The sequence below is a fragment of the Paenibacillus sp. XY044 genome, from assembly GCF_002257645.1.
In the GTDB taxonomy this organism is placed as follows: Bacteria; Bacillota; Bacilli; order Paenibacillales; family Paenibacillaceae; genus Paenibacillus_AQ.
This window is the reverse complement of record NZ_NQMO01000007.1, coordinates 225564-252251: the sequence shown is the minus strand read 5'-3', so window position 1 is coordinate 252251 and position 26688 is coordinate 225564. Positions and strand designations below refer to the sequence as shown.

Sequence of the window (26688 nt, the reverse complement as noted above, 5' to 3'; positions counted from 1 at the left end):
GGTATTGGATTCTGAGTCCAGGAGGTGGGGAGTTTGCCTGCAAATCGTCAATCGGAAATGCTTGTGAATTCGGGCTCTGCGAAACGGGTGTGGAGAAGGCTTCGGCAGCAAAAGTTTTATCAAATTAGCGTTTTGATCGGCATCGCGTACCTGCTAGTTTTTGCTTATGTGCCCATGGTCGGGCTCATCATTGCCTTCAAGAATTTCAAGTTATCCTCTGGAATTCCCGGATTTTTTACCAGTGAATGGGTCGGGTTCAAATGGTTTTTGGAGTTTTATCATGACATCAGCTTTTGGCAGATTATCCGCAATACGGTCGTCATCAGCCTGCTGAAAATCCTGTTTACTTTTCCGATTCCGATCCTGTTTGCGATTGCGCTGAATGAAGTAAGGAAGGAAGGTTTGAAGCGCTTCGCGCAAACCGCAAGCTATCTGCCCCACTTTATATCATGGGTCGTGGTCTCGGGCATGCTGTTCTCCTTCTTGAACTCGCAAAACGGGGTCGTTAACCAGCTTCTGATGGCCGTCGGCCTGATTGACAAACCGATGTCCTTTTTGGCGAGCGCTTCGTATTTCTGGCCGCTGCTGGTGCTCAGCGATATTTGGAAGGAGATGGGCTGGTGGACGATCATTTTTCTGGCGGCCATTGCCGGAGTCGATCCCACGCTGCATGAGGCAGCGGTCGTGGATGGCGCGGGACGCTTGCAGCGGATCATGTACGTGACGCTTCCCAGCATTAAAACAACCATCATCGTCGTGCTGATCCTGGCGTTAGGCAACCTGTTCGGCGGCGGACTGGGCGGATCCAACTTTGAGCAGGCGTATTTGCTGGGGAATCCGGTGAATAACAGCGTTTCGGAAATCATTCAGACCTATACCTTAAAAATGGGCCTGGCCCAAGGCAGATATTCTTATGCCACGGCGATCGGCCTGATTCAATCCGTGATCTCGCTCACGCTGATTCTGGTCAGCAATTATTCCGCCAAAAAGGCGTCTGGCGTGGGACTTTTCTAACCGGGGGGAATAACCGATGAAACGCGGATCTCAACGTACCAGGGAAGATTACGTGATCGACGGCATTGTTTATGCCATCTTGATAGCGGTGATGATCGCAACCATCTACCCATTCTACTATTCGCTCATTATTTCGCTGAATAACGGCATCGATGCCTCGCGGGGCGGGATCTTTTTGTGGCCGCGGATGTTTACCTGGGATAACTATGAGGCGGTTTTCTCCAATGACCAGCTTATCAAAGCGTACGGCGTCACGATCGCCAGAACACTGATCGGCACCGTATCCAGCCTTGCTTTTACCGCACTGGTTGCCTACAGTCTCGCCCATAAGGGACTCATGTTCAAAAACTATTATTTTCTCATCTTTATCATTGCGATGTATTTCTCGGGCGGACTCATTCCTTACTTTATTCTGATTAAAAAGCTGCACTTGATGAACACGTTCGCCGTGTATATTATCCCGGACTTATTAAGCGTGTTTAACGTCATCATCATGATGTCTTTCTTTCGCGAGCTGCCGGAAGCGCTGAAGGAATCCGCCAGGATCGACGGGGCGAGCGACTTGCGCACTTTCCTGAGGATCATGCTTCCGCTTTCCGCGCCTGTGCTGGCGACCATTGCCCTGTTCAACGGAGTGGGTCATTGGAATGCCTGGTTCGATTCCGCGTATTTCGTGACTGACAAAAGCTTGAAGACGGTGTCGTTTCTGCTGATGGAGCTGATCAACAAAGCGAACCTTACGGCAGTGACGGGCGCCAATACGGTGGATGCGCAGCGCAGTGCCACATATGCGGCCCAGACCTTTACCGCTGAGTCCATTCGCATGGCCACGATGATTATTGTTGTCATTCCGATTATATGCGTATATCCTTTCCTGCAAAAATATTTCGTTAAGGGCATCATGGTCGGTTCTGTGAAGGGCTGATGCCGGAAAGAGGGGGAGCGCCGTGGGATACTGCCTGAGCGTGGACGGCGGCGGAACGAAGATTATCGCTGTTTTGTTCGATCACGATTGGAATTGCCTGGCCGTAGGCCGAAGCGGAGCGATCAATCCGAATTTTACGAGGCTCGAATCGGTCGCGGCCAATATGGAGGCATGCATTCGGGAATGCTTGAAGGAGCATCCGCATATCACGCTGGGCGCAGTTTATGCGGCGATGCCCGGTCCCATCGATTTACTCGCCGAAGTCATCGGGAAATATGCAAAAGTCGGGGAGATGCATGCTTTCAGTGAAGGATATATGTGCCTCCTTGCCGGAATTCAGCACCGGCGAGGTATTGTAGCCTTGGCAGGTACGGGCTCCGGAATATTCGGGGTCAGGGAGGAGAGCCAAACCCATCTTGGCGGATGGGGAAGTCATCTTGGCGATGAGGGCAGCGGATACGATATCGGGAGGCAGGGAATGATGGCCGCCATTCAAAGTTTTGAAGGCCGCGGGCCTGTGACGATGCTTCAGGAACTGATCATGCAGGAGTGGCAGCTGAAGCTTATGGGCGACATTATTTCCGTCATTTATGGCACATCCGATACCCGTGAGGTCATTTCTTCATGTTCGCTGCTTGTTTCCAAGGCAGCGATGTCAGGGGATGCAGTGGCGCAGGGCATTTTCGCGGCAGCGGGACAGAGCCTGGCCGTGCAGGTATGCGCACTGATGAACCGGGATGCATTCGATGAACAGACATGGGCCATGGCGGCTGGAAGCGTCTGGAAGGGGCATCCGCTCATGTTCACAAGGTTCAGGGAAGTCATTCGGGAGAAGCATCCGAAAACCGTGGCAGCAATGCCGTTATTTGAGCCCGTCATGGGCGGTGTCGTCCATGAGGCGATGCGCATGGGAGAGGGCGACCCTTTGGATGGTCCGATGCTGCAGCGGTTGAAATCGTCATTCGAAGCGTTTCTCTATCAGCCAAAAGATATATAAAAAGCCGTAAGATTCAATCTTACCGCTTACTTATGATATGGAGGGGAAGAAGATGAGAGGTCAATATTTTCAGAAGCTGAACAGCCTGATTGCCCAAATCGAACAAACCCAGGGGGAAGCCATGGGAGAAGCGGCACAGGCGATCGCAAGCGCGATGGCGGCCGGCAAATGCGTGCACTTGTTCGATACGGGGCATATGCTGGATAGCGAGCTCGTCAACCGTGCGGGCGGACTCACCGCTTTTCGGGCTTTGCGCTTTCAATTCGACGTTAACAACGAGGTGCGAGAGCGCGAAGAGGAGAAAGAGAAGGACCGCAGCCTCGAAGGGCTGATGGAATACGTGCTGCGGGCAAGCCGGCTTCTTCCAGGCGATGTGCTCATTGTCGGCAGCGTATCCGGAAAAACGGTTTTTCCGGTTGATATCGCGCTGCGGGCAAAGCGGATGGGAGCTTATGTCATCGCCTTAACGAGCGTCACTTACTCCTCTCAGTTGAAGAGCGAGCATTCCAGCGGGAAAAGATTATTCGAGGTTGCCGATCTTGTGATCGATAACTGCGCCCCTCCGCTGGATGCGATGCTGGAAGTGCGAGAATTAAACGCGTCCATCTGCCCGGCATCTGGCATCGCGGCCGCTTCCATCATGTGGGCCATCGAGGCCGAGGTGGTCGAGCTTCTGCTTCGACGAAACTTGAAACCGTCTGTGTTGAAATCCATCAACTTCCCGGGAAGCGCGGAGTATAATGAAACAGCTTATCAAGCCTATGCCACAACTTCATGTTAAACGGGCTGTGCCTCGAGAATTACGGGCGAGGGATTACGGGGCTCCTATAAACAGAAAATGCCTGTTTTTGATCGCTAGGTGTGATAGTAAGCCTAGTTTCGACCCTTAAAATCGTATTTTTGCTTTTCAGGTATAAAATATGGGAATGTCCAATTTGGACGTTCCCATTTTTATAAAGCCACCTATAATTGAATAACTGTAAAGCTAATAAAGCTTTTTTAAAAGCTCCGTTTCCCTGCTCAAGCTCCTTGCATTTTACTTAAGAATACTATTTGCCCAATATGGTATGCGTCGTGCATTGCTAAACTCTTCAGTTCAAGCACCAATGATCTTTCTCCAGGGATCGGTCTATACAAATCTTTTTCTTCTGAGTTTGCTAGTATTTTTTCAAGTTCGCGATGAACGTAAAGGTATTCTTGTTTTGTTTCCTTCCAATTTTGAAGCGTTTCAGCTGGTAATCGAAATGTAGATTTATTATCTTCGGCTTGTGGTTCATTCTCTGCTTCACCAAGAAATCGCATCAGAAGTCTCTTTTCATAGAAAAGTAAATGACAAACTAATTCCCAAATGGAATTCATTGCATCAACGGGTTTCCAAATTGCCTGTTCAAAAGTAACATCCTCTAGCACTTTTTCAAGTGGTGGAAACCAGTCTTCTTGATCTAAGCAGCTTGCCCATTGTTGTAGCAAAAGCGTCTTTACATCCATTTTCTGTTCCCTCCAATAAATCCTTTGGTCAAAATTCATTTGCGAAGTGTTGTAGATGGTTATTAAACGGACCGTCTTTACAGAACCATGAACGACCCATTATTTTGGAAAACTCTGGTACCATTAGATTATCATAAGTTGTGTTTACTAAGAAATAACAACGATCTAGAACCATTTTGGTTATCATAAAATAGGGATGGCATAGAACGCAACGTTGGCCTATCGGCTATATGTATAATTTAGTATAATGTGCTTGATTCTAGATGAGAGAGGAGAGGAAATCATCATGAAGCTTATTGACTTGAGCGTGCCGATTAGTCCGCGAATCCGCGAGCCGCTGCCAGCGAAGATCGAATATGCGACCCATGAAGACGGTGCGCTGCAAGCAGCAGCGATACTCGGCCTGAAGCAGGAGGATTTTCCAGAGAGCAAGGCATGGGCAACGGAAATGGTGACGCTGAATACGCATTCGGGTACCCATATCGACGCGCCGTGGCATTACTGGCCGGTCTCGGAAGGGAAGCAAGCAAGGACGATTGACGAACTGCCGCTCGAATGGTTTTATTCCGACGGTGTGGTGCTCGATTTCAGCGCAAAGCCGCCGGGTTACGAGATTACGACGGACGACCTGATCGCCGAGTTGAAACGGATTAAGTATACGCTGAAACCTTTCGATATCGTTCTCATCCGAAGCGATGCGGACAAACGGCTGTATCACGAACATTATGCATTTCTTCATGCCGGGGTATCAGCCGAAGCAACGCTGTGGCTTCTGGACCAAGGCATTAAGGTAGTGGGTACTGACGGTTGGGGCTGGGATATTCCGCTCAACCTGCAGGCTGAAGCGTATAAAAAGCAGCCGCAGGAAGGCGTTTTGTGGGCAGCGCATTACGTCGGCAAGGACAAGGAATATTGCCAGATTGAAAAGCTGGCCAACTTAGAGAAAATACCTAAACCGTTTGGCTTCAAAGTAAGCTGCTTTCCGATTAAAGTAGAAAAGGCAAGCGGTGGCTGGGCCCGGCCGGTCGCAATCGTGGAGGAATGAGACAAGAGATTGGTCACTTATTATACTTGAGTCGAGATTATCAGTAACGTTATTGTAAATTGAAATGAAAAGATAATTTAGTTAGTAAGAAAGGAGCAGCTATCTTTCGACTACTGCTCCTTTTTCATGGATGTATCCACACACCTTTGATTCGGATCTGCCGGCTGGCATTACTAAACATTTGCGCTGAACAAATAATGGTTGGGGGGATTTGGATGAAGTGTTACAATTGGGGCATTCGAACTGAACCGTTTAAGCAAGTACTAGGGGTTAGGAGAAAGGATGATAGAGATGCCGAATGATAACCAAGCTCGTCTTCCCGTTGGTTCAATTAGAGAAGATGGCCGCTATCCCATCGACCTGACAGGTCTTCACAGCCACACGCTTGTGATTCGACCCGGGGTGGGCAGCCTATCCATTGGCCCGTCGTACTTGGGGAAAAAGGCGGATCTTCACGTCGAGCCCATCGCGCATATAGATTGGACCGTATTTGATGCCTTTGCTACGCCAGCCGGCTCGCCTTGGCCGCGTTTCCTGCATTATACAGGCAATGACGCAGGCTTCTTGGATTGGGCACAGAAGCGTCCCATTGAAGAAATGACGTGGGCGCCAATCCTGTCTGCAAACACGCTGGCGGACGCCAGTCAGTCCATTTTGCATGGCTTGCACATCGAGTTGGGTCCGTCCGGAGGGCGTCTGAATTTAAAACTTCCGAGAAGGCCTTGCCGCTTGAATGTGTCCGGCGATCTATCACGCCTCTCGGCCACTGGAAACATGCCGTCTTCTCTGACACTAGCGCCACACACAAGAAGACGCAAGAATGATACCCCCTTCTTGATGCCTGACCTAGGTGAGTTGCACCAGGTGACGAGCCTGGCGTTACAGAACGCGCCAATGGGCCAGCCGATCTCGCTAGAGTGTCTGAACCATTTTCCGAACCTAAATTCACTGAGTTTGTGGGGGAACTTCTGCGATATGGACGTATTGGCCCGTCAGGCACGGTTAACGAATCTAGAGCTGCGTTTCATGCCGGATCTGGAAGACTTGCCCCCATTAGACACGTGGCCGTTGCTTGATAGATTTATCGCATACAACGTGGAAGAAATCACGGGTAAACGTCTGAAGCAGCAAATGAAAACACGCGCTAAAATCCGGCCGTGGAGCGGCCATGCTTCAGTGAGCCAACTGCGAAAGCCTGAGTGGTGGTCGACCGAGTTCGGGCGCCCGTTCTCGTCCTGGCCTAAACGTCTGGCCAAGGTGGCTAACGAAGCTTACAACGTTGCACAGGCAAGCTTATCTCAGGCCCGCAGCTTAGCCGATGCCGAGGCAGCCATTACCGCCTTCACCGTGCGCTTCAATATTCTCAAAGGCATAGAAACCACCGAGAGAGAGGACCTCGGCGAAGCAGTATGGCAGCTCAGCCAGTCCGATCACCTGATTGGCCAGTCTATCACGGAAGAAATGGCTCAGCGCTGGTTCGATGCAGCACGCAATTACTGAAGAAAAAACCAGGATTTTCTGTGCAAAGTTTATAAAAGGAGTTATGGCGCAATGTCTTTAAATCAACAGCATCATAAGGAATCGATTAGGTACTTAGCGACGGCCCCCCTTCACGAAAATGATTCGAAGTTTATCTGCACAATAAGTGAAGTAGCCTATGAGTTTTTAACAACAAATGAAGCAGATTTCATAGAGCTGCTGTATTTTAAAATGAAAAATATCGCCCTGCGAAATAAAATTCTGTATGGTTTAATCCGGTGCAAGGAATTGGAGCTGAAGGATTTTTTTCAGAAAGCCTATAAAAAGGAACGATATTTGGACATGAGACTGCTCGCCATCCATGGATTAGCGCATTATGCCTCAGAAGAAGAGATCGACAAGGTCATTGATCATTTTCTTAAGATCTTGATGAAGAGGCCGGAGACTACCCCCTATAACTACCAGGAATATGAGTTTTTAAGATCTGCCTTCGGGCTGCCTCTCCTCATTAAAAAATACGGGTATCCCTGTTTTGAAAAAGCACTTCAACAAGTCGAGAAACAATATCATGCTATGCCGGAAGCATTTAAGGGGCATTTTACCTTTGATGAAGATGGAAAGGCAGTTCAGTTGAGAAGTCCCAACGTAACGAAACAAATGATTGAACGGTTTTTTGCGGCGCAGAACGGTCACTAATCCGAACAAGGAGGTGGCACCAATTGCCGTTATGATTACTTACTGTTGTGGCTCGCTGTTCTTCTCGATATAACATCCAACCAACCACGAGTCCATATAAAGCAGTAAAGATATGAATCCAAGAAGGTGTTGTATCTGCTGCATTCGTAATAACCAAAATCGCATCAATTGTAGGCATCAGAATGGAAGTTAACATCACAACAAGCAATGCTTTTCGCATACGAAGTATCATCAAGGCAAGTAGGAAGATACCAATAAAAAGGTCACGATCTGCTTTGATGTGAACCAGATAGTTATCCTCGTTGTCGTGAAGTGGTAAACCGAAATCACGTATTGCAGCTTCTGGCTGGACAAAACCTCTTACACCTAAATACAACATTAACAGCGTAACAACACCCACGAGCCAAAATGTTACTGACTTTGGTCCCCAATAAGATTTACTCATTTATCTGGCCTCCATTTAATTTTGAATGACTTTATTGTAAATCGGTAAAAAACATGTTGTTAAGAACGCACTTTAAAGTGCAGAACTTACTTAAAAGTAAGGGTCCTGCTTCTATTTATTTTCGCTTCATTAAAAATGGATAAGAACCGGTCCAAAGTTCCGAATCCCCGAACAAAGCCATTCCGGCCAGATATACTTGCACAACGATACAGATTAAAAATACTAACGCAAGGATAAAATACGCCAATCTGCAATATCGCACTCGGGAAAGCTCCTTTTTTATCGCCTCAATGTTCAATGTTCAAGCTCTCGGCTGTTTTTACCTAAGGCTGCAACCTATTCGAATCGATTTCCGTCTGATGAATTGTTAGCATGATTGACGTCATCCATCTCAGGATCGGAAGGAGTTTTTGTATGAAAAAGAGACTAACTGTATTATTAACTTTGGCTGGGATTCTCGGCACAACAGCCGCAGTCGAAGCTGGCTCTTTAGTTGAAAAGATTACAGGTTACTTACAAAAAGATACAAAGGTTCTTATTAATGGACAAGACAGCATGCTTACGCCTGTCTCTATTGATGGAAAACTATATATTCCAGTGCGTGATGCTGCTGCTAAGCTTGGATATACTTTAAATTACGATGAAACGAAAAAAGAAATTGAGCTCAGCGAAGCGGCAGATCTGATGCGTGCCTCCGGTGTAATCGTAAACGTGCAGGCTATTGAAGACGGGAAATACCGTATCGAGCTGCTCGGCAGCACTTGGGTCATACTAACTGTAGACAAATCAACGGCTATTAAAAGTCTGGACGGCAAAATGCTAACCCCTGCCGATTTGAAATCCGGCACACAAATTGATGCAGAGTTCGGACCAGCTATGGCATTGAGCTTCCCGGGCCAAGCACAAGCCGTAAGTATTAATGTTCACGCAGATCGCGCGGTCAAAGAAGATACAATCAAAGCTGTGAAGCACACGGATGACGGCTGGCAAGTTCAATTAGGCGACAATCTGGTATTGAATGCAGGTAAAGAAACGCGTGTCATGACTTCTCAAGGGGAGTCCGTGAATTGGGAGGACCTGAAGGCCGGTACGAAAGTAAAAGCCTACTACGGCCCACTCGTGACGAAAAGCCTTCCTCCACAAAGCCCTGTTTACCTCCTAGTTGTACAGGCTCAAGCACCTGTTACAGGCGGACTGAAAATGTCGCCAGAGACAGCGCAGGAATACCGCAACATGGCATGGGCACAGGTGAGTGCCCAAGTCTCCCATATTACGACAAAGCAAGACGAGGCAGCCGTTCAGATTGTCTCCTCTAAAGAGGTTGGCGTATTGGCTCTCACGGACGAGCAGAAGAAATTACTTGAAGACGTCCAAGCTGCGAACGGAAGCGTTGTGACGGTTACTTACAACACGGACCAAGACGAGCTGCTTGGACCGTTGACCGTTGTGTTCGATTTCAACACAAAAGCTTTTATCGGGTTCAACGCTAGAAGATAAAATGATTTCTAAGCTGCCATGAAATTCAACCCCCTTGAATTTCATGGCTATTTTAATTGCTGGAAGAGGGATATAGAAATAATTCAAGGCGTTTGGGGCTCGCATACAAGAAAAAAAGAGATGAGAAGCATTAGTTTATGAAGCATCGAAGAGGGGGGATCAGAGAAGAAATCTTTGATCGGCTGCCTTTTTCTCACCCTAATCGGACAGAGCGATGACGATGGGGCTCGCAGGAAGAAAGAAGCGCATGTCGTTATAGGGCTGAAACGGACGGTATATATTTCAGGGAACCAAAAAAATATTGATCCTACGGAATGTTTGTAGCTTGTTCTCTTATGATGAAACACATACAGCGAAGAATAGCATATTTATGCGCTTCCTATACGTTACGCAATCTGCTGACAAATTCCTTGGGTGTGCAGCCGTTGTAGCGTTTGAACATTTTGTAGAAGTGGGCCATGTTCTCGTACCCGACATGTTCGGCGATATTGGTGATGGTCCAATTTTCGGTGAGCAACAGCCGTTCCGCTTTCTGTATCCTTTTCTGATTGACGTATTCAGTGAAAGACACGCCCATCGTCTTTTTGAAAAACTTGGAGAAGTACGAATAGCTCATATGTGCCAAATCACTCACGTCCTGGAGATCGATTTTGTCTCTGAGATGCATGTCGACATAAGTCAGGATCGGCAGCAGCAATTGAGCCTCAGAGGTATCCTGACGTTCCAGTAACCCCCACTTATCATGCCGCAGCAGTGTCAGCATTAGACGTTTGACATGTATACTGGTCGCGATTTCATATCCCTTCGTCCTCTCGTGCATTTCCTTGTAAATATCCGCGAAAATGCATTTAATGTCCCTATGTATCCCAGCATTACTTTCCATCAAATCGTTGAAACAATCTAGCGATCGATCGATTTCCATAAAGACCCGGTAGTACATCTGCATGGCAGAATCGAGGTAAGCCTGGAAATCGACGTGGAGTACATAGTATACGAGCTTCTCTTCGCTGACTTTTCTGCCGAAATGAAGCTGCGATGACCCGATTACGCAGCTGTCGCCTGCTTTCAATTGATAAACACGGTCCGGTATATGTACGTCGAGCCGACCTTGCTCGACCAGAATAAACTCAACCGGTTTATGAAAGTGCCATATCCAATCGATTGGGTACTCGATTCCATTGTTGACCAACTGCCAAATCTTTAAGCAAAGAATAGGGTTCTGGTATTCAATCGGCTCTTGGAATAATTCCATATAGTACTCTCTCCATCGAATTCAAGTTAGCAAAAATGGATACAAACAAGACAAAAAACGGCATATACGCTTACATATTAACATTGTATTATTTCTATGATTATTATACACAACAAAAAGGAGATGAGGGTACACAGGGTTGGAAGCTATTACAGCAAGTTCAATCGAAGAAGAGTACTAAGGACGATAACGTAATATGAAAAAAACTAAGATTCATTCTGAGAATTCTGGGAAGGAAGTAATACAGAGCTCGGTGCTTAATGAAACAGTGCCGCTAAATTCTCTTAGTGAATCTTAAATTGGAAGCGTTTCCGTTTGATTTATCGACAACATCAAGCAGTATATATGAAAAAGGAGGCAACGATGGTGAAAGTAAGTAAGATGATGATATTGATGCTAGTGGCGATTCTTATGCTTCCTGTGACTGGCGTAGCCAGGGCAGCAGGCAATGATGTGGCAAACAGCAACAGGGGGCAGTCGGCAGAAGCTGTATGGCAAGATGCTTGGCGTGATACGGATAATGGCTTTGTCACGGCAGACGATATTAAAGGTTTAAATGTTTACAAAGATGCCGGGCTTAGTCAAGATACGTCGATTGATAGCTCTAAGGACATGAAGTTTCTGTTTAATAACGATAAATATACGCGCATCGTTAACTTTGCAGACGGTTACCTACTGACGATTCCAGGCACGAAGAATAATCCGAAATTTGATTTAGGTGCTCAGTATAATCGCTATTATGCTGCAGATGATTCCTATGTGCTCACCGTATCGAAAGAAGATAAAAATATTTATGGTGTGAGCCCTGAGACTCCTCACGGAACACCGGAAGGTTGGGAGCCGTACTTCCGCGAGTGGCTCGTACCGTATATTGGTAATGCAGATTGGATCAAGAATAATGGTCTTATCACATTACGTGATCCTGGAGACAGGACGGATTTGCTTGATGGTTATACGGTGACAACGTATAACTTGAAATTTGTTGATAAACCGAACTTAGACTATCAGTACTACAATGTAGCCATCGTACGTGAACAAAATGAGTATAAAGATTTCTTCTTGTTCGTTCATAAGTCGAAGACGAATGAAGTGGACGTCTTTGATCGTATCCTGCAATCGTTTAAACAAATTGAGCCTGTAGGTGCAGCGAAAAATCACATTGCACCATATGAGGTGAAAATTCCTAAGCAGTGGAATGAAGAGACAAGACGGTTCTACGAGCAGTATCGTACGAGCAATCATGTGAACTGGGGTTTCTTCACGAACTCGATGCCACAAGATAAAGAAACGGAAAATGTGAAGACTGTACGTGAGAAATTGGCTGCAAACCAGTCGAGACTATCTAATTCAATGGATTATCAATTCGACATTATGCCAACATATTTACACTTAGGTTGGGGAGGTCAGTTGACTGAATTCCCGCTGCAATTAGCAAATGAATTTGCCGGCGGCAATGGTTTTAATGGTAAGCCAGTCTTGCAAGTATCGTACCAGTTCACTACAGATAACAATGGTATCTATGCTAACAAAGGTGCATATACGCCAATGTTCGATTTTCTCGATGGTAAATTTGATAACCACTTCCGTACCATTGCTAAGCAGATCAAACAGTATGGCAAGCCGGTGTTTATCCGCTTGAATAATGAGATGGATTCAGATTGGACCAGCTACTGTGGTTTAGCAACGCTGCTTGATAGTGAAGTATTTGTGCAATCTTGGCAGCGTATGTATGACATCTTCGCCGAGGAAGGTGTTGATAATACGATCTGGATGATTAATGGAATGGAGAAGTCGATACCCTATTCCAACTGGGGCGATCTGATGAGCTATCTTCCAGGCAACGATTATGTGCAGGCTTATGCTTTATCTCTATACTCAATGAACAATGATGGCAAACCAGCGCCTTTCTCCGACCAGTTAAAAAGTATTTACGAGAGTAAAAAAGATTTTTTCGGTAAGTTACCATGGCATATCGGTGAATTCGGCTGCGCATCCGGTGGTGAGTTCGTTATTGAAAATGGTGAAGTGGTTTACACAGAGAAAGGGCGCTTTCAAGCTGCGCAGGCATCATGGGTTAAAGAGATGTTTGACAGTTTGAAGAAGGCTGCCAATGGTAATAAGAACTACGAATATGCCAGTAATATTAAAGGAGCCGTATGGTTCTCTGTAAACGACTATGCCAACATTGAAGGCAACGATTTGATCCAAAACTATATCGAGCTAGGTCCTGAACTGACCGACACGTTAAAAGAGTTCCGCAAAGGGTTGGTTCATAACAAGAACAAGTAATAACGGTGAAGTGTTAGAGTCAAACTCCTATTATAAACATACATGCTTAAAAGCCGCATAGCCGCATACCTGCGGCTTTTTTTGTTTTTCACAATATATGTTCTACTATAATTACTCAGTAATTAATGATGCATGGAAAGCGAGACCTGATTCTGTAAGTGGAACATTAAAGACTTTTCAGAAGTAACAACCTTGGGTCATGGTACTAGATCACGAATATGATATATGGTCCGTTATGGGTATCCAGATCTTGTTCGACTCTGTTGCTCAATTCGATTCATTTAATAAAAACAGGGTTAGGTGTCGTGTGAACTGATCTGTTTCTTCTATATACATAACTTGTTCTTATCCCCGTCTTTCATCGAACAAAAGGGCAGGATAATAATTGCGCCCAAACTATGACAGTATCTGTCACCATTAAGGTTTATGATATGAAACGAGAAACCATTATAACACTTTAAGGAGGCATTTGTATGACTGTTCAGTTGATTCCGTTTCTGATGTTTGACGGCAACGCCAAAGATGCAATTTTGTTCTATGAGGAGGTTCTGGGAGCCAAGGTGCTGTTTAAGCAAACCGTCGGTGAAGGCCCGCTAGATCCGGAAGTATCATTAACCGAGGAGCAGAAGGCACAAATAGCCCACTCCGTCCTCAAAATCGGGACAACAGACATTTTTGCATCCGATCTTATTCCAGGGCAACAGCTGCAAAGAGGTAATCAGGTCACGATCTGTATCACGACCAAAGATCCCGCTAAAGCTCGTCAGTATTACGAAGCACTGTTACCAGGCGGACAAGTGTTACAGGAGCTAGGGGTAGTTCATTTCAGCCCAGCTTACGGTATGATAACGGATCGTTTCGGCGTAACCTTTCAAATCTTTACATCCAAACATTGAAATTATAAACAACATGCCTCACTTGCTGTCAACTGACTGCAGGCGAGGTTTTTTATTTGTGCGAGCGTAAATCAGAATCAAGCTTCTTTAACTGATTATCCGAGGTTGTATTGGGGAAGAGATGTCCTCACCCCCGCGCCATCGCATTCGAAAGGGCATCCGGAAAGTATTTCCCGGCAAAGCGCAAAAATTTAGAGAAGCCCGGGACGATCCTCTTTTTGTTATGCTCCATTCCTTGGATCCCGTGCTTCACGAGCGTTTCCAGGCTCATGCTGGGAATGCCGCCGCTCTGCATGTCGGACAGAAGATTAGTTTCCGCTACAAGGGGTGGGACAAGCTCCATAACATGAATATTTTTACGCGATTTCTTGAGTTGGATTCGCAGCGCATCGGTAAACATATGCACTCCTGCCTTTGTAGCCGAATAGACGGGATGAACGGGCGAAGTGACGTAGGAAAGACCGGAGCTAACGGTTACAATCATGGCTTCGTCTTGTCAATCGAAATATGAAGCTTATGTGCGTGAGCCGGAAATGTTTAAGCTGTATACGGCGTATGGCGTATATCGATAGGAATCCGGCGGTACTCGCTCGGCACATCGGCGATTTGGTGGGCAGCTTAAAGGCAGCGAGCGGCATTGAGGACGTTGGGCGGCTGCATGCTATTTTGCTGGCATTTTCATATTTTTCCGCGCCGGTTTATGCAGACAATTGGCTGCGGGTTGATTTCAAAGCGGAGTTCGAAGCGGTCTGTAAGCTGATCGAAGCGGGGATTGTGGGATAGGCGCTCGACTGAGCGGGGGCGGAATATACGGCAAAGGGGGGTTGCTGCAGACACCTCTTCGAATACAGTCCTTAAGGAAATCCCGCGGATAGAAAGATGTCGGGGGACAAAAGCATGGTCCCATGGAAAGTCGCTATTTTAGCGGCTTTTTTGTTTTATCAGTACAAGTTCATATTTCGATTTGCGCCTTGACATATACCTAATCATTTTCCAACCGCTATTCCATTAAGCTAACGGGCAGGAAGAGATAATAAATGAATATATCTATAGTTGACCTTTCATCGCTGCCTACTTTTCAAATATGATGATTGTAAATGACCGTGTAGAAATCGGACATGATGTTTGGGAAAGAGTATTGGCGACAGGGATACGCAAAAGAAGTTGTAAAACGCTTAATGTTACATAGCCACTGAAAAACATCTTATATCCATTAGGATTTCACTTGATGGAGTATTACGCGGCCGGGTAAATTTGAACAGCGAACAACAGGTACAAAAAGGTTTCACCTAGTTAAAAAACGATTGGAGGTCTTCATCATGAGTGAAATAAAAGACGAAACTCTGACACAGGTGTTAAGCAAAATGCTTGGTACAAAAATAATCTGTGCCGATTTTCAAACCAAACCATTACATGGCGGTACAGTGGGTAATGTACAGCTTATAACGGGTAATGCGGAAACCACTGACGGCGGGAAATTACCCTATAAAATCGTTTTAAAGGCGCAGAAGAAATGGGAACGCTACAGCGATCCCGATTCATGGCGTAGAGAATACGATTTTTATAAATCCAATTTCGGCGCTCTGTTTTCTGAATCATTCCGTTGGCCTGAATGCTATCACGTCGAAATGAACGAAGAAGAAGACGAAACGCAGATATGGATGGAATATATCGACGGTATATCGGGTTTAGACTTGACCGGCGATATGTATGAACGCGCAGCCGAGGAATTAGGAAGGTTCCAAGGCAAGTTATATGCCGAAAAGCCAGCTTTTTTACAGAACTTGACCAACCTAAGCAAAGTGGATTGTATGAAGAACTTCTATCTCCATTACCGGTCATGGAATAGAGTATACGATTACATACGCTCCGACGATTGCGAGATCCCGAAACACCTATGTAAAATGCTCATCGACATTGATGAAAGCGCAGACGAAATATTCAACCGTATTGAAAAGCTGCCCATCGTGCTGTGCCATAGGGATTTTTGGGTGACAAACATATTCTATTCAGGCGGTAAAACCACACTCATCGACTGGGATACCACAGGGTGGGGCTATTTAGGTGAAGATATGGCAAGTCTTATCGCGGACGAAGCCGATATTGAACACATGGTTGAATACTACCATAGATGTATCCCGGCTTATTACAAGGGCTTTTCGGAATATGCGGATATTTCGCACATAAAGGATAACTGCATATATGAGTTGATTCTACTTATGTTCGGGTACAGGCTTGTAGAGTGGTATATGAACGCAGGATCGGGAAACAAACTCCATGATACGGATGATGAAAGAACGATGCACATCCATACCCTGCAAAAAATCTATGAGATAAAGAATGAACAATGATTGATCGATGAGTTCTATAACTTCTTGTATCAAAACAACACAACAGCAGCCTGCAAGTAACGGGCTGCTGTATTTGTTGAGCTAAAGGACAGGAAACTTTGCCCGAGGGATGAGGGTGAGGTTCCTCATTAGATATGAATCAATTCCATAGACACTTTCCACAATTCTTCAGCCGCGTCGGGATCAATTGCGTAAGAGGCGAGCCCCGACTGAGTCTCTGCAACCCGAGGTCCGACCTCGTTGCAGTTTTCAAAATATCGTCCGCCGATACCGTTTAACAATGGAGACGTTGCCAAAAGCGCGGAAGTAGCGGCTCCCTGTTGAGGGGTCTTCCAGATGATTTCGGGATAGCCTGTTCTAGTCTCGTTTAGTTTTTCGATCTGCTCGGCAGTGATCTGTAAACGGTCAACTCCCGGAGTTCGCACACCGCCAGGCATTAAAGCATTTGCAGTGATACCGTCGTTGATCCAACGTTTTGAAGCTTCCACGGCGAATAGTATATTAGCTGTTTTGGATTGTCCGTAGGCAAGAAACGGGTCATAGGGACGACGCAGGAAGTGAATATCATCGAACACCACCGGAGAGCGGAGATGCCCCGCGGAACTAACTGATACCACACGGGCACCGTCTGCCAACGCTAGAGCATCATGGAGTTCGGTGGCAAGAGCGAAATGTCCCAAATGATTGGTAGCGAATTGAAGCTCCCAGCCTTCAGGGCTTCGCAACTCGGGCGTTGCCATAATACCGGCGTTGTTGATCAAGATGTGCAGCGGCCCTCTCCATGAAGCAACGAATGAGGCTATCGATGATCGATCGGTAAGATTTAATGGCATCACCTTAACGAGTGGATTACCCGTGGTTATAGCAATATCTTCGGCTGCGAGCTTTCCTGCATCGAGGCTGCGAACAGCCAATGTCACTTCGGCACCCGCTTCAGCCAAAGCCCGGGCTGTTTCAAGGCCGATACGAAAAGCGCCCAATCAAAAACGTATATGGATCAAATGCTGGAAATTGCGAAACGGATTACCCTTGACGAGGGGCGTAACCGGACGATGATCCCGTTTTTAACGACAATGCGGTATAGTCGGCAGACTTCGGAGATTTCGGGTGTTCTGACTCCATCGATTTGTCTAATTCTACAGGGCACCAAAAAACTCCATCTTGGCCAAGAGGTCATTGATTATCATGCCGGAGCTTACCTGGTATCCGTTATCGATATTCCCGCATCTGCGGAAATTATCGGGGCCACAAAGCAGAGGCCCTATATCGGTTTGCGCGTTGATTTTACGATGGAAGAGATCGCTTCCGTGATTATGGAGGCCGGCATTCATTTTAAACCAAGGAACAAAAAGCTGAATACAGGAGCATACGTCGCGACAGCCGACGAAGGTTTGGTGGAATCTTTTTACCGCCTGCTCAAGCTAATCGAGAAACCGAATGCGAATCATTATTTGGCTTCTCTTATGAAACGCGAGATGATTTTTCAGTTGCTCTCTGGGGATTCAGGGCATATTTTTTTTCAACAAGTCATGATAGATCGGCAAGACGAGGGGATTGGCAAAGCCATCGCATGGATCAAAGAGAATTATGCTCAAACGATTACGATAAAGGAATTAGCAAAATTATCGAACATGAGCGTTTCCGGGCTGCATCATAAGTTTAAAGCCGTTACTACACTAGGACCTATACAATATCAAAAGCAGCTTCGACTATTTGAAGCCAAGCGTCTTATGCTGGGCGGCGCAATTAATGTGACTGCAGCAGCTATGGAAGTCGGTTATGAAAATGTATCGCAATTCAGCCGGGAATATCGCAGGCTTTTTGGATCTTCACCATCTAAAGATATCAAAGCTTTTAAAAATAGCCCCATAGTAGAGAAGATAGAAAAGGATAGATTTGCTCATTAGGCAAAAGATAAGCCAGGTCTTTGCACTATCGGAGGACGTCAGTGCGATAAGACGTGGAAACCATTAGAAACGAAAGCAGAAGCTGCGGCATATTCGCGGCTTCTTTTATTATTTTTTGTTCTTTTCAACGCTGCAGGAAGAAAAGGATGGAAACGGCCGCAGGTCAGGGTTATAATCTGTATGCATGATCGATATCTGTCATACAGATTTACGGAGGAACCGATGACTACAACACCGCATCGCTATCTAGAAATAAAGGAACGACTGATCCGCCTAATCGCGCAAATGGAGCCGCATGACCGCATTCCTTCGAGGAACGTGCTTGCCGATACGTTCCATGCCGCCCGAACGACGGTCGAGAGGGCGATCTCCGAAATGATCGGGGAGGGTTATTTATATTCGCGGGACGGAAGCGGCACGTATGTCGCCGAAGCGACTACGGCGGCGGAAAGAGAAGACGGCGGGGAAATTAAAAGCTGGGGACTGCTGATTCCGGACATCCAGCATTACAATTATCCGGATATCGCGCGGGGCGTGGGCGACGTCGCAAGCGAGCATGAAATGAATCTCATCATCTGCAATACGGATGATGAATATGCGAAACAATCCAGACATATCGATCGGATGATCGCCAGCAAGGTGAAGGGGCTGGTCATCGTGCCGGCCATATTCGGCAAGGCGGATTTGACGCCGTTCTATCGGCTTCAGGAAGCGGGGATCCCGTTCGTATTCTGCCAGAGGACGATCGAAGATATCGCCGCGCCGAGAGTTATCGCGAATCAATTTTTCGCCGGATATATGGCCGCGAAGCATTTGATCGATGCCGGAAGACGAATGATCGGCTTTATCTCGAGGCCGCTTTATTCGATTTCTTCCGATCGGTACATGGGTTACTTAAGCGCGATTAACGAAGCAGGCTTGCCGGCCCGAAGGGACATGATCGCCTTTGAGACCGCCTTCGACTCGGATGAAGAAGGTTATTCAAGCGCGCTCCGTATGCTGGACAGCAGCAATAAACCGGATGCGTTTTTCTGCTTCAACGACAGAATCGCCAGAGGCGTTTACGCCGCCGCCGCGGAAAAGGGAATCGTCGTCGGCCGGGACCTGGCGATCGTAGGCTGTGACAATACGGAAATTTGTTTATCGCTACCGGTAAAATTGACCTCCGTCAGCTTTCAGACCTACAAAATGGGCAAACTGGCCGCCGAAACGCTCCTGGATTCCGAAAGCGGGGGAATACAGGTTCTGCAGCCGGAGCTCGTTATCAGGGATAGTTCGGGGTAGCTCCGCTGCGGCCGTTTCTTAGACGGAAAGAGCAGCCGCGGCATCAAGGCTTGTTTTCCATTTCAAATTGTAAGCGTCTACACTTCGTGAAAGGCATCATGGTCGGCTCAAATAAAGGCTAAAGGAGCGTAATAAGATGGACCGAAACCGATTCAAAGGAATATTCACAGCACTTGTTACTCCCATGGACGAGAAGCTCGAGGTGGACCATGATTCGCTGACCCGGCTTGTCGAGCATCAGATCGCCTGCGGAATTCATGGCTTTTATGTCGGCGGCAGCACGGGGGAAGGCTTCATTCTTACGTCTGAGGAGCGGAAGAAGGTACTTGAGACTGTCGTCCAAGCGGCCAAAGGCCGCGCCGTCGTCATTTCGCATGTCGGCTCTATCAGTACGATGGAAAGCATGAGCCTGGCGCGCCATGCGGAAGAAACCGGGGCGGACGCCATCTCGGCCGTCGTTCCTTTCTATTATAAAGTCGGCGTGCAAGAAATCCGCGAGCATTACGCTTCGATTATGTCGGCATCGGGGCTGCCCATGATCGTTTATCATTATCCGGGCGCAACAGGCGTTCAGCTCTCCCTCGATTTCTATGAGGACATGGCGCGGAACCCGCAGTGCCTCGGAGTCAAATTTACCTCGATGAACTTGTTCGAGATGCAGCAAATACGGAGCCGGTGCGGGGACGACTTCCTGATCTGGAACGGCCATGACGAGGTATTGGCCGGAGGATTGCTGCTTGGGGCGGACGGCGCGATCGGCAGCACGTTTAATATGATGCCGGATCCGTTCCTCCGCATGTACGATGTGAAAGCGGCAGGCAACTGGGATGCCGTTCGGGAACTGCAAGTGAAGGCGAACGCGGTGATCGCCCATATGCTGCATTACGACGTCATTCCGTACGAGAAGCGGATGCTATTCTTGCAAGGCGTCATCTCTAATCCCGCGACGCGTCAGCCACTGAAGCGGTTTAGCGCGGAGCAGCAGGCGGAAATCGACCGTTTTTATGCAACGTCAGACCTCTTAATGGTAGATAAGGGGGAGAAGAGTTTATGATCCAAAAATTTAAAATCAGCCGCGATGATAACTGGTATGAGGCTTGGCCCGATGTTGTTCTGACAAGAGGAGGCAAGCTGATCTGCGTCTTTACCCAAACGACCCATCACGGCGACCGTTCCGCTTCACGGCTTGTATTGATCGAAAGCATGGACCGGGGGAGAACATGGACGAACAAACGCGCGTTAACCGAGACGACGAGCGGCAGGCCTTATTGGAACTGTGCTCGGATATCCCGGCTAAGCGGAGGACGTCTCGCGATCGTCGCGGACCGGATCTCCGGAGCCAAAGAATCCAATGCAAGGAATTATTTATGGTTCGCAGACGAAGAAGGAATGAAATGGTCCGGACCGATCGAAACACCGCTGGAAGGGATCGTGCCGGATAAGCTGTGCGAGCTGCCCAGCGGACGTTGGCTGCTATCGGCTCACGATCGGGACGGCCAGTGGCTCCGCTATTCAGACAACGAAGGTAAAGATTGGTCGGAGCCGGTGCTCATAGCCTCACAGGAGGGCTTGAAGCTGTGCGAAGTCAGCATCCTTCCGTTGCAGGACGGCACGTTAGTCGCTTTCCTGCGCGAAAATTCAGGCGAAGGATGGGATTGCTATAAAACGATCTCCCGCGACTCTGGAGAAAGCTGGAGCGACCTCTACCGAACCCCTCTGCCGGGCTGCCACCGCCCCGTAGCCGGACTGCTCCAAAGCGGAACCGTGCTGATTACGTACCGGTTTATGCAAGGCGGCAAAGGCTGGCTCGGCAAATGGACGCAAAACTTTTTCGCGTCGATAACGGATCAGGAGTCGGCTGCCGCGGAGAATCGGAAAGATCAATGGACGCGTATCATGCCGGTCGACTACGACCGCAGTCCGGTGTCCGATCTCGGTTATTCGGGCTGGGTGCAGTTCGAGGACGGAGAAATTTATGTCGTCAATTATATCGTCGACGATGCCCCGAAAGGGCAAATCCGCGGCTACAGCTTCCGGGAGAACGATTTCTTGCTCGAGCCGGCTGCTGCGCTTGGGGAATCATAGTATGACAGCTTATCCGATTGAGCTGGCAGGATACTTGAGGCGGAAAGTGAATATATATATGCAATACAGGTATCAGGAGGTGCCACATTAACGGCGTAATGCTACCTTATTATTTTCCAGGTTACTCACTATGTTTTCTGTATTTATTTAGCGACCGGGAAACGATATCTCATTGAAGACATTTAAAGGCAGCCGGCTTGTTGGTCGGCTGCCTTTTTCTCTTCATGTCTTTTTCCATATCTTTGACCATTTATGTAAGCGAATACATCTTTAGATGATACACTGTAAGGCAGGTACTACGGCTATGACAATAACCCGAAAATGGAGGAGGAAAAGCAAATGAGTAAGTGCATTCAAACCAATATCGATTGGCCAGTATTCCTGTCCCGTCACGATATGTTATGGCAAACCAAACCTATAAGTTGGGATGAAGGTGTTTTTATAGGCAACGGTCTTCTTGGAGCCATGATATATAGCGAGGAGCATCGAGATCAACGACATGTGTTGAGATTCGTGCTTGGACGGACCGACGTGACGGCTTCGCGTGAAGGGGGGCCTAAGGCGTTTCCTGTGCGCGTCCCAATTGGCGAGATCACGTTGGAGATGGAGGGGTGGATCTATCAGCCTTGTGAGATTCGGCTTGATCTTTGGAATGCTGAAATGCGCGCAGTGATCCCTACGACGAAGGGAGAGGTCAGATTGAGGGCATTGATCCATGCCTTATGTCCGGTTCTGGCCATTGAACTTGATAGCGATGAAGGTGAGCAAAAGGCGAAAATGAGATGGTATTCCTATCCTGAGGTCGATCCCATTCTGAAAAATGCCGATGGAATCAACCTGAACCAACACATACCTGAGATCACTGTTGAACGGACGGAAGAGGAAGGGACTGGATTTGGTGTTCAATCCTATGGCAAGGGTGAAGGCTGCACAACGGCTTGGAAGGTTCATAATTACGGAAAAGTGAAGGAACGAAAAGGGGAACGCGAAAACGAAGTATGGTATCGCCGTTTATGTCTGTTGACGGTGATCAATGGAATATCAAGTGAAGTCAGGGAAATTGCACGCCATGAACTTGAGAAGGTGCCCCAGGAAGACATGACTTCATGGATTTCAGAACATCGCAGTTGGTGGCATGAATACTATCCGGCAAGCTTCGTATCGATTCCGAACACGCAGCTCGAAAGCTTTTACTGGATCCAAATGTACAAGCTGGCCTCTGCAACAAGAAAAGATCTCCTTCCAATAGATAACCAAGGCCCGTGGATGACCTCAACGCCATGGCCGGGATTATGGTTTAATATGAACGTCCAGATGAGCTATTCGCCGGTATATTCCGCGAACCGTCTTGAGCTGGGACAATCCCTCATTGCTTCGCTGCGGCAGCATCAGGAGCAATTAATTCTTAACGTTGCTGAATCTTTCCGCAGCGATTCGGCCGGCCTGGGGAGAAGCAGCAGCTATGATCTGAACAGCCCGGTTGAAGATGAGATCGGAAATTTAACGTGGATCATGCATAACTGCTGGAGGCAGTACCGCTATTCGATGGACGAGACGCTGCTTCATGATGTTGTTTATCCGCTTTTGCGGCGAAGCATCTGCCTCTATATACATCTTCTGGAGGAAGGTCCGGACGGCAAACTCCACCTGCCACCCACGGTATCACCTGAATACGGCTCATTTAAACAACTCACAACCCCCGATGCCCATTACGACCTCTCCCTGTTACGCTGGGGCTGCGAAACTCTGCTGTATGCTGCCAAAAGGATGGGGATTGAAGATCCGCTGCAGGCGTGCTGGGCCGATATTCTTGCCAGGCTTACTCCACTGCCGGTAGACCAAACCGGATACAAAATCGGAAGGGATCTCAGCCTGGATTTCGGCCATCGTCATTTCAGTCATTTGATGGCTGTATTCCCGCTGCATATTGCCGGAAATTCTGAGGAAGAAAGGGATTTGGCCATCCGTTCCCTCAGACATTGGATATCCAAGGAAGGCGATCTGCGCGGCTTCAGCTTCACGGGAGCTGCTTCCATTGCAGCAGCAATGGGTCTGGGCGATGAAGCACTAGCCTATTTGCGAAGCTTAATGCATTTGATTAAACCGAATACGATGTATAAAGAGGCGGGGCCGGTCATCGAGACGCCTTTAGCCGGGGCGGAAGCGATTCACGACATGCTGCTGCAAAGCTGGGGGAACATCATTCGGGTATTTCCTGCGGTTCCGGCGAAGTGGCAGGAGGCTGTATTTCACAATTTGCGTGCTGAAGGTGGATTCCTTGTAAGCGCTGCCTGGAAGGCGGGACAAACGACTTTTATCCGCATTCAGAGTCTTGCGGGGGAACCCTGCAGATTGCTTACGGATCTTGCACACTCAGATCAAGGGTTTGTGATCGAAGTTCAAGGTAAGCCGGCCCATTATATATTACATGAGGATCGTTCGATCGAAATCATGCTGAAATCGGGCGATGAGGCTGTGCTGTATGCTGCAGACGATAAGCGCCCACTGGTAATTGCACCTGTGCCGGCTGAGCCAGGCATGCAGCACTTTTTTGGAGGCAGGAAGCCATGGCGATTGTATGGATTTCCGAAATAACTTCAAGGAGGCATGAGGATCATGTTTAAGCAGCTGCGCAAATACAACCGAAGCGTGATAGTCACTTGGCTGATTTCCTATATAACCGTGTTAATGGTACCCATTCTCATCAGTTTTGTTCTGTATTTCATTACATATCAACAGGTCAAGACGGAAACAAACCGTTCGAATGCGTTGTTATTGGAACAGATGGAGATGTCGATTGACAGCAAGCTGAAAGGGCTTGAGCAGTTGAGCCTGGAGATTGCTTTAAACCGGAATATCTCCAGCTTCTCGAGTGTCGATCCCCCGCTAAGCGATGCCCATTATTATGATTTGTTCCAAATTTCCGAAAGCCTGCGCACGTATAAAAACGCGAATGATTACATTGAGCAAATTTATGTCATGTATACGAACAGTGACACGGTGATCTCCACCTACGATCATATGAACCGCCAGGGTTTGTTTCAAAAGCTGCGCCAGCAGGATAATACCTCTTTTGACCAATGGAATAACTTATTTGAGCGAAAATATGTAAACGACTATACGCCGATGACGTTTTGGGATGGAGGGACTTCAACGCCGGTTGTTGTATTTGCTAGATCCCTTGTTTTTAACACACCGGGGCAGCCGCCGGCAATCGTACTATTTGTCATGAAGGATTCGAAATTAATCGAAAGTGCCCCGCGGCATCCGGATGCAAGCATGTTCATTCTGGATACAGAGAGCCGGTATATTGCCGCTCGGAAAGATCTAGGCCTCCTGCCGCAGCATCTCACCTACGGGGAGCTTCAAGATCAACAGGGCATGGTGTATATGGATGTGCAGGAGCATCAAGCGGCTGTTTCCTATATCACTTCAAAAATAACGGGCTGGAAATACGTTTCCGTGTTACCGGCATCCCTCTTTAACGAGAAAATGCAGTATATGCGGAAGCTTATATGGATCAGCATCGGGACGTGTTTCCTGGTTGGAGGAGTGATCTGCGTACTTTTTCTGCGGAAAAATTATATGCCGATCCAAGTGATGCTCCAAAGTCTCTCGCATAAATTTGGATTGCGGTTTGACGGAGGTTCAAGTGAATATTCCTTCCTTCAAGGGGCCATTCAGCATTATTTTACGGAAAAGGAAGATATGCGTGCCCGTTTTGATCAGCACCGCAACACGATTCGGGCCCATCTCATCCGCAGGCTTCTTAAGGGATCCATAGAAAAGGAAGCCCTCTTTCACGAATCCCTTGCTGCCCATCATATTGAGTTTTCATCCGACCGCTTTGTGGTCATTCTCATGTCCGTGGACGATTTCGGAAAATTTGAACAGTACGGCCAGAACGACCTGTCCGATAAAAAGGAGCAAATGCTGCATTTTATTCTGACGAATGTCCTGGTGGATGCAGCAGCGGGTGATGCCGCCGTATACACGACGGAAATGAATGATGTTCTTGCGTGTGTTGTGAATTTTCAAAAAAGCGACTCTGAAGAGAGGGAGCGGCTTACTCTGCATCGCATATCCGCTCAGGTTCGTGAGTTTATGCAGGAACAGATGCAGGTTGAGCTGACGATCGCGGTCGGAGAAGTCTATTCGGACATATACGGGATCGCACAGTCCTATCATGAGGCACTGGATGCCCTGGAGTATCGGATTGTACTTGGAAGCGGACAGTTCATCCGGTATGGGGATACTCAATTGAATCAGGCGCCGCCGCATCATTATTATTTCCCGCTCAGCGTCGAACAGCAGCTTATCTATGTAGTGAAGAGCGGAAATTACGCGAAGGCTGAGGCGCTGATTGAAGATATTTTCCAGAAAAACTTCTCGGGACATCCGGTATCCGTCCCACTTGCCAAATGCTTAATGTATAACATGGCCAGCACGATGCTTAATACGGTTGATGAAGTCAGCGTTACGGGCAAACGATCACTGGAGTCGCATCTCTTGGATGTGGAACCGCTGCTTTCATGTGAGCATGTCCCGCAAATGAAGGAACAATTGAAGGATAAGCTGAGTCAGGTCTGCGGCTGGATCCAAGCCGAGAAAAGGGACCACCACCGGTATTTAATTGAAGATGTACAGCGCTACATAGATAACCATTTGCATGATCCGAATTTGAATATTTCCATGATCGGTGATGTGTTTCGGATGACGCCGTCCTATATCTCGCGTCTTTATAAAGATCATACGGGGGAAGCGCTGCTGGACACGATTAACCGCTCGCGTCTGGCTGAAGCCAAAAGCCTTCTGACATATAACAAACTGACCGTCAATGAAGTTGCTGGCCGTGTCGGTTATGCGGATGTCAGCACGTTTGTACGAACCTTTAAAAAGTTTGAAGGCATGACTCCGGGAGCATTCCAAAAGGCGGCGCAATGACTCGGAGGACAGACAAGATTACGGGTTTTTAATGAATTGCCTATCATTTTATGTTTTGTCTATGTTCACTTTCGCGAATTTGTTGAACAATGGC

General features: G+C 47.5%; 23 protein-coding genes. 18 read left to right on the top strand and 5 right to left on the bottom strand.

Features of this window, described 5'->3' with window-relative positions; all coding sequences use genetic code 11:
- The first annotated feature begins 33 nt into the window (after window positions 1-33).
- The 4 genes from CJP46_RS25535 to CJP46_RS25520 are packed head-to-tail and all read left to right on the top strand — an operon-like array spanning window position 34 to window position 3717.
- Window positions 34-1014 carry an ABC transporter permease gene (locus CJP46_RS25535; protein WP_373558037.1) on the top strand — a complete coding sequence of 327 codons (981 nt, stop codon included), beginning with the start codon at window positions 34-36 and terminating at the stop codon, window positions 1012-1014.
- A 16-nt stretch (window positions 1015-1030) separates the two neighbouring features.
- A complete protein-coding gene (locus CJP46_RS25530) occupies window positions 1031-1939 on the top strand; it encodes a carbohydrate ABC transporter permease (protein ID WP_094598456.1) in 909 nt (302 codons plus the stop codon).
- Window positions 1940-1961: 22 nt separating this feature from the next.
- The gene (locus CJP46_RS25525; protein ID WP_094598455.1) at window positions 1962-2936 is read left to right on the top strand and encodes a BadF/BadG/BcrA/BcrD ATPase family protein; all 975 of its coding nucleotides are present in this window, start codon (window positions 1962-1964) and stop codon (window positions 2934-2936) included.
- Between the two features lie 52 nt (window positions 2937-2988).
- Complete coding sequence (locus tag CJP46_RS25520; RefSeq protein WP_179281330.1) at window positions 2989-3717, top strand: sugar isomerase domain-containing protein; 729 nt, start codon at window positions 2989-2991, stop codon at window positions 3715-3717.
- 239 nt (window positions 3718-3956) lie between these two features.
- Here CJP46_RS25520 and CJP46_RS25515 read toward each other — a convergent pair whose 3' ends face one another.
- Complete coding sequence (locus CJP46_RS25515; RefSeq protein ID WP_094598453.1) at window positions 3957-4424, bottom strand: DinB family protein; 468 nt, start codon at window positions 4422-4424, stop codon at window positions 3957-3959.
- A gap of 286 nt (window positions 4425-4710) precedes the next feature.
- Here CJP46_RS25515 and CJP46_RS25510 point away from each other — a divergent pair, with 286 nt between their 5' ends.
- From CJP46_RS25510 to CJP46_RS37225, 3 genes are all read left to right on the top strand, one after another.
- Window positions 4711-5469, top strand: coding sequence for a cyclase family protein (locus CJP46_RS25510; protein ID WP_094598452.1), 759 nt, complete (start codon window positions 4711-4713; stop codon window positions 5467-5469).
- Between the two features lie 291 nt (window positions 5470-5760).
- Window positions 5761-6969 (top strand): hypothetical protein, encoded by a 1209-nt coding sequence (locus CJP46_RS25505; RefSeq protein ID WP_094598624.1) that lies wholly within the window; start codon window positions 5761-5763, stop codon window positions 6967-6969.
- A gap of 51 nt (window positions 6970-7020) precedes the next feature.
- Complete coding sequence (locus CJP46_RS37225; RefSeq protein WP_256992525.1) at window positions 7021-7644, top strand: hypothetical protein; 624 nt, start codon at window positions 7021-7023, stop codon at window positions 7642-7644.
- Here CJP46_RS37225 and CJP46_RS25495 read toward each other — a convergent pair.
- The gene (locus CJP46_RS25495; RefSeq protein ID WP_094598451.1) at window positions 7547-8089 is read right to left on the bottom strand and encodes a DUF4267 domain-containing protein; all 543 of its coding nucleotides are present in this window, start codon (window positions 8087-8089) and stop codon (window positions 7547-7549) included. The two genes, CJP46_RS37225 and CJP46_RS25495, sit on opposite strands and share 98 nt — an antisense overlap.
- A 414-nt stretch (window positions 8090-8503) precedes the next feature.
- Here CJP46_RS25495 and CJP46_RS25490 point away from each other — a divergent pair, with 414 nt between their 5' ends.
- Window positions 8504-9586, top strand: a complete 1083-nt coding sequence (locus tag CJP46_RS25490) for a stalk domain-containing protein (RefSeq protein WP_094598450.1) — start codon at window positions 8504-8506, stop codon at window positions 9584-9586.
- 379 nt (window positions 9587-9965) lie between these two features.
- Here the strand turns inward: CJP46_RS25490 and CJP46_RS25485 are convergent, their stop codons facing one another.
- A complete protein-coding gene (locus CJP46_RS25485; RefSeq protein ID WP_094598449.1) occupies window positions 9966-10838 on the bottom strand; it encodes an AraC family transcriptional regulator in 873 nt (290 codons plus the stop codon).
- A 363-nt stretch (window positions 10839-11201) separates the two neighbouring features.
- Between CJP46_RS25485 and CJP46_RS25480 the strand changes: the two genes are divergently transcribed.
- Window positions 11202-13127 (top strand): glycoside hydrolase family 26 protein, encoded by a 1926-nt coding sequence (locus tag CJP46_RS25480; protein ID WP_094598448.1) that lies wholly within the window; start codon window positions 11202-11204, stop codon window positions 13125-13127.
- Between the two features lie 473 nt (window positions 13128-13600).
- On the top strand, window positions 13601-14023 hold the full coding sequence (locus CJP46_RS25475) for a VOC family protein (RefSeq protein ID WP_094598447.1): 423 nt from the start codon (window positions 13601-13603) through the stop codon (window positions 14021-14023).
- A 127-nt stretch (window positions 14024-14150) separates the two neighbouring features.
- On the opposite strand, the gene CJP46_RS25470 is transcribed toward CJP46_RS25475, so the two are convergent.
- The gene (locus tag CJP46_RS25470) at window positions 14151-14507 is read right to left on the bottom strand and encodes an SDR family NAD(P)-dependent oxidoreductase (protein ID WP_256992524.1); all 357 of its coding nucleotides are present in this window, start codon (window positions 14505-14507) and stop codon (window positions 14151-14153) included.
- A 71-nt stretch (window positions 14508-14578) separates the two neighbouring features.
- Here CJP46_RS25470 and CJP46_RS25465 point away from each other — a divergent pair, with 71 nt between their 5' ends.
- Window positions 14579-14806 (top strand): hypothetical protein, encoded by a 228-nt coding sequence (locus CJP46_RS25465; RefSeq protein WP_179281329.1) that lies wholly within the window; start codon window positions 14579-14581, stop codon window positions 14804-14806.
- Between the two features lie 536 nt (window positions 14807-15342).
- On the top strand, window positions 15343-16374 hold the full coding sequence (locus tag CJP46_RS25460) for an aminoglycoside phosphotransferase family protein (protein WP_094598446.1): 1032 nt from the start codon (window positions 15343-15345) through the stop codon (window positions 16372-16374).
- Between the two features lie 128 nt (window positions 16375-16502).
- Here CJP46_RS25460 and CJP46_RS25455 read toward each other — a convergent pair whose 3' ends face one another.
- Window positions 16503-17315: an SDR family NAD(P)-dependent oxidoreductase gene (locus CJP46_RS25455; RefSeq protein WP_218831056.1), complete on the bottom strand. Its 813-nt coding sequence runs from the start codon at window positions 17313-17315 to the stop codon at window positions 16503-16505.
- Between the two features lie 51 nt (window positions 17316-17366).
- On the opposite strand from CJP46_RS25455, the gene CJP46_RS25450 reads away from it, so the two are divergent.
- The 6 genes from CJP46_RS25450 (at window position 17367) to CJP46_RS25425 (ending at window position 26594) form a co-directional block, all read left to right on the top strand.
- On the top strand, window positions 17367-18281 hold the full coding sequence (locus tag CJP46_RS25450; RefSeq protein ID WP_094598444.1) for an AraC family transcriptional regulator: 915 nt from the start codon (window positions 17367-17369) through the stop codon (window positions 18279-18281).
- A gap of 222 nt (window positions 18282-18503) precedes the next feature.
- Window positions 18504-19565 (top strand): substrate-binding domain-containing protein, encoded by a 1062-nt coding sequence (locus CJP46_RS25445; protein ID WP_179281328.1) that lies wholly within the window; start codon window positions 18504-18506, stop codon window positions 19563-19565.
- Window positions 19566-19701: 136 nt separating this feature from the next.
- Window positions 19702-20619, top strand: a complete 918-nt coding sequence (locus CJP46_RS25440) for an N-acetylneuraminate lyase (protein WP_094598442.1) — start codon at window positions 19702-19704, stop codon at window positions 20617-20619.
- Entirely contained in the window at window positions 20616-21650 is a 1035-nt protein-coding gene (locus CJP46_RS25435; protein WP_094598441.1) for a sialidase family protein, read from the top strand. The genes CJP46_RS25440 and CJP46_RS25435 overlap by 4 nt, the downstream gene beginning before the upstream one ends.
- A 339-nt stretch (window positions 21651-21989) precedes the next feature.
- A complete protein-coding gene (locus CJP46_RS25430; RefSeq protein WP_179281327.1) occupies window positions 21990-24245 on the top strand; it encodes a glycosyl hydrolase family 95 catalytic domain-containing protein in 2256 nt (751 codons plus the stop codon).
- Between the two features lie 21 nt (window positions 24246-24266).
- Window positions 24267-26594 (top strand): helix-turn-helix domain-containing protein, encoded by a 2328-nt coding sequence (locus CJP46_RS25425; protein ID WP_179281326.1) that lies wholly within the window; start codon window positions 24267-24269, stop codon window positions 26592-26594.
- Window positions 26595-26688 lie beyond the last annotated feature (94 nt).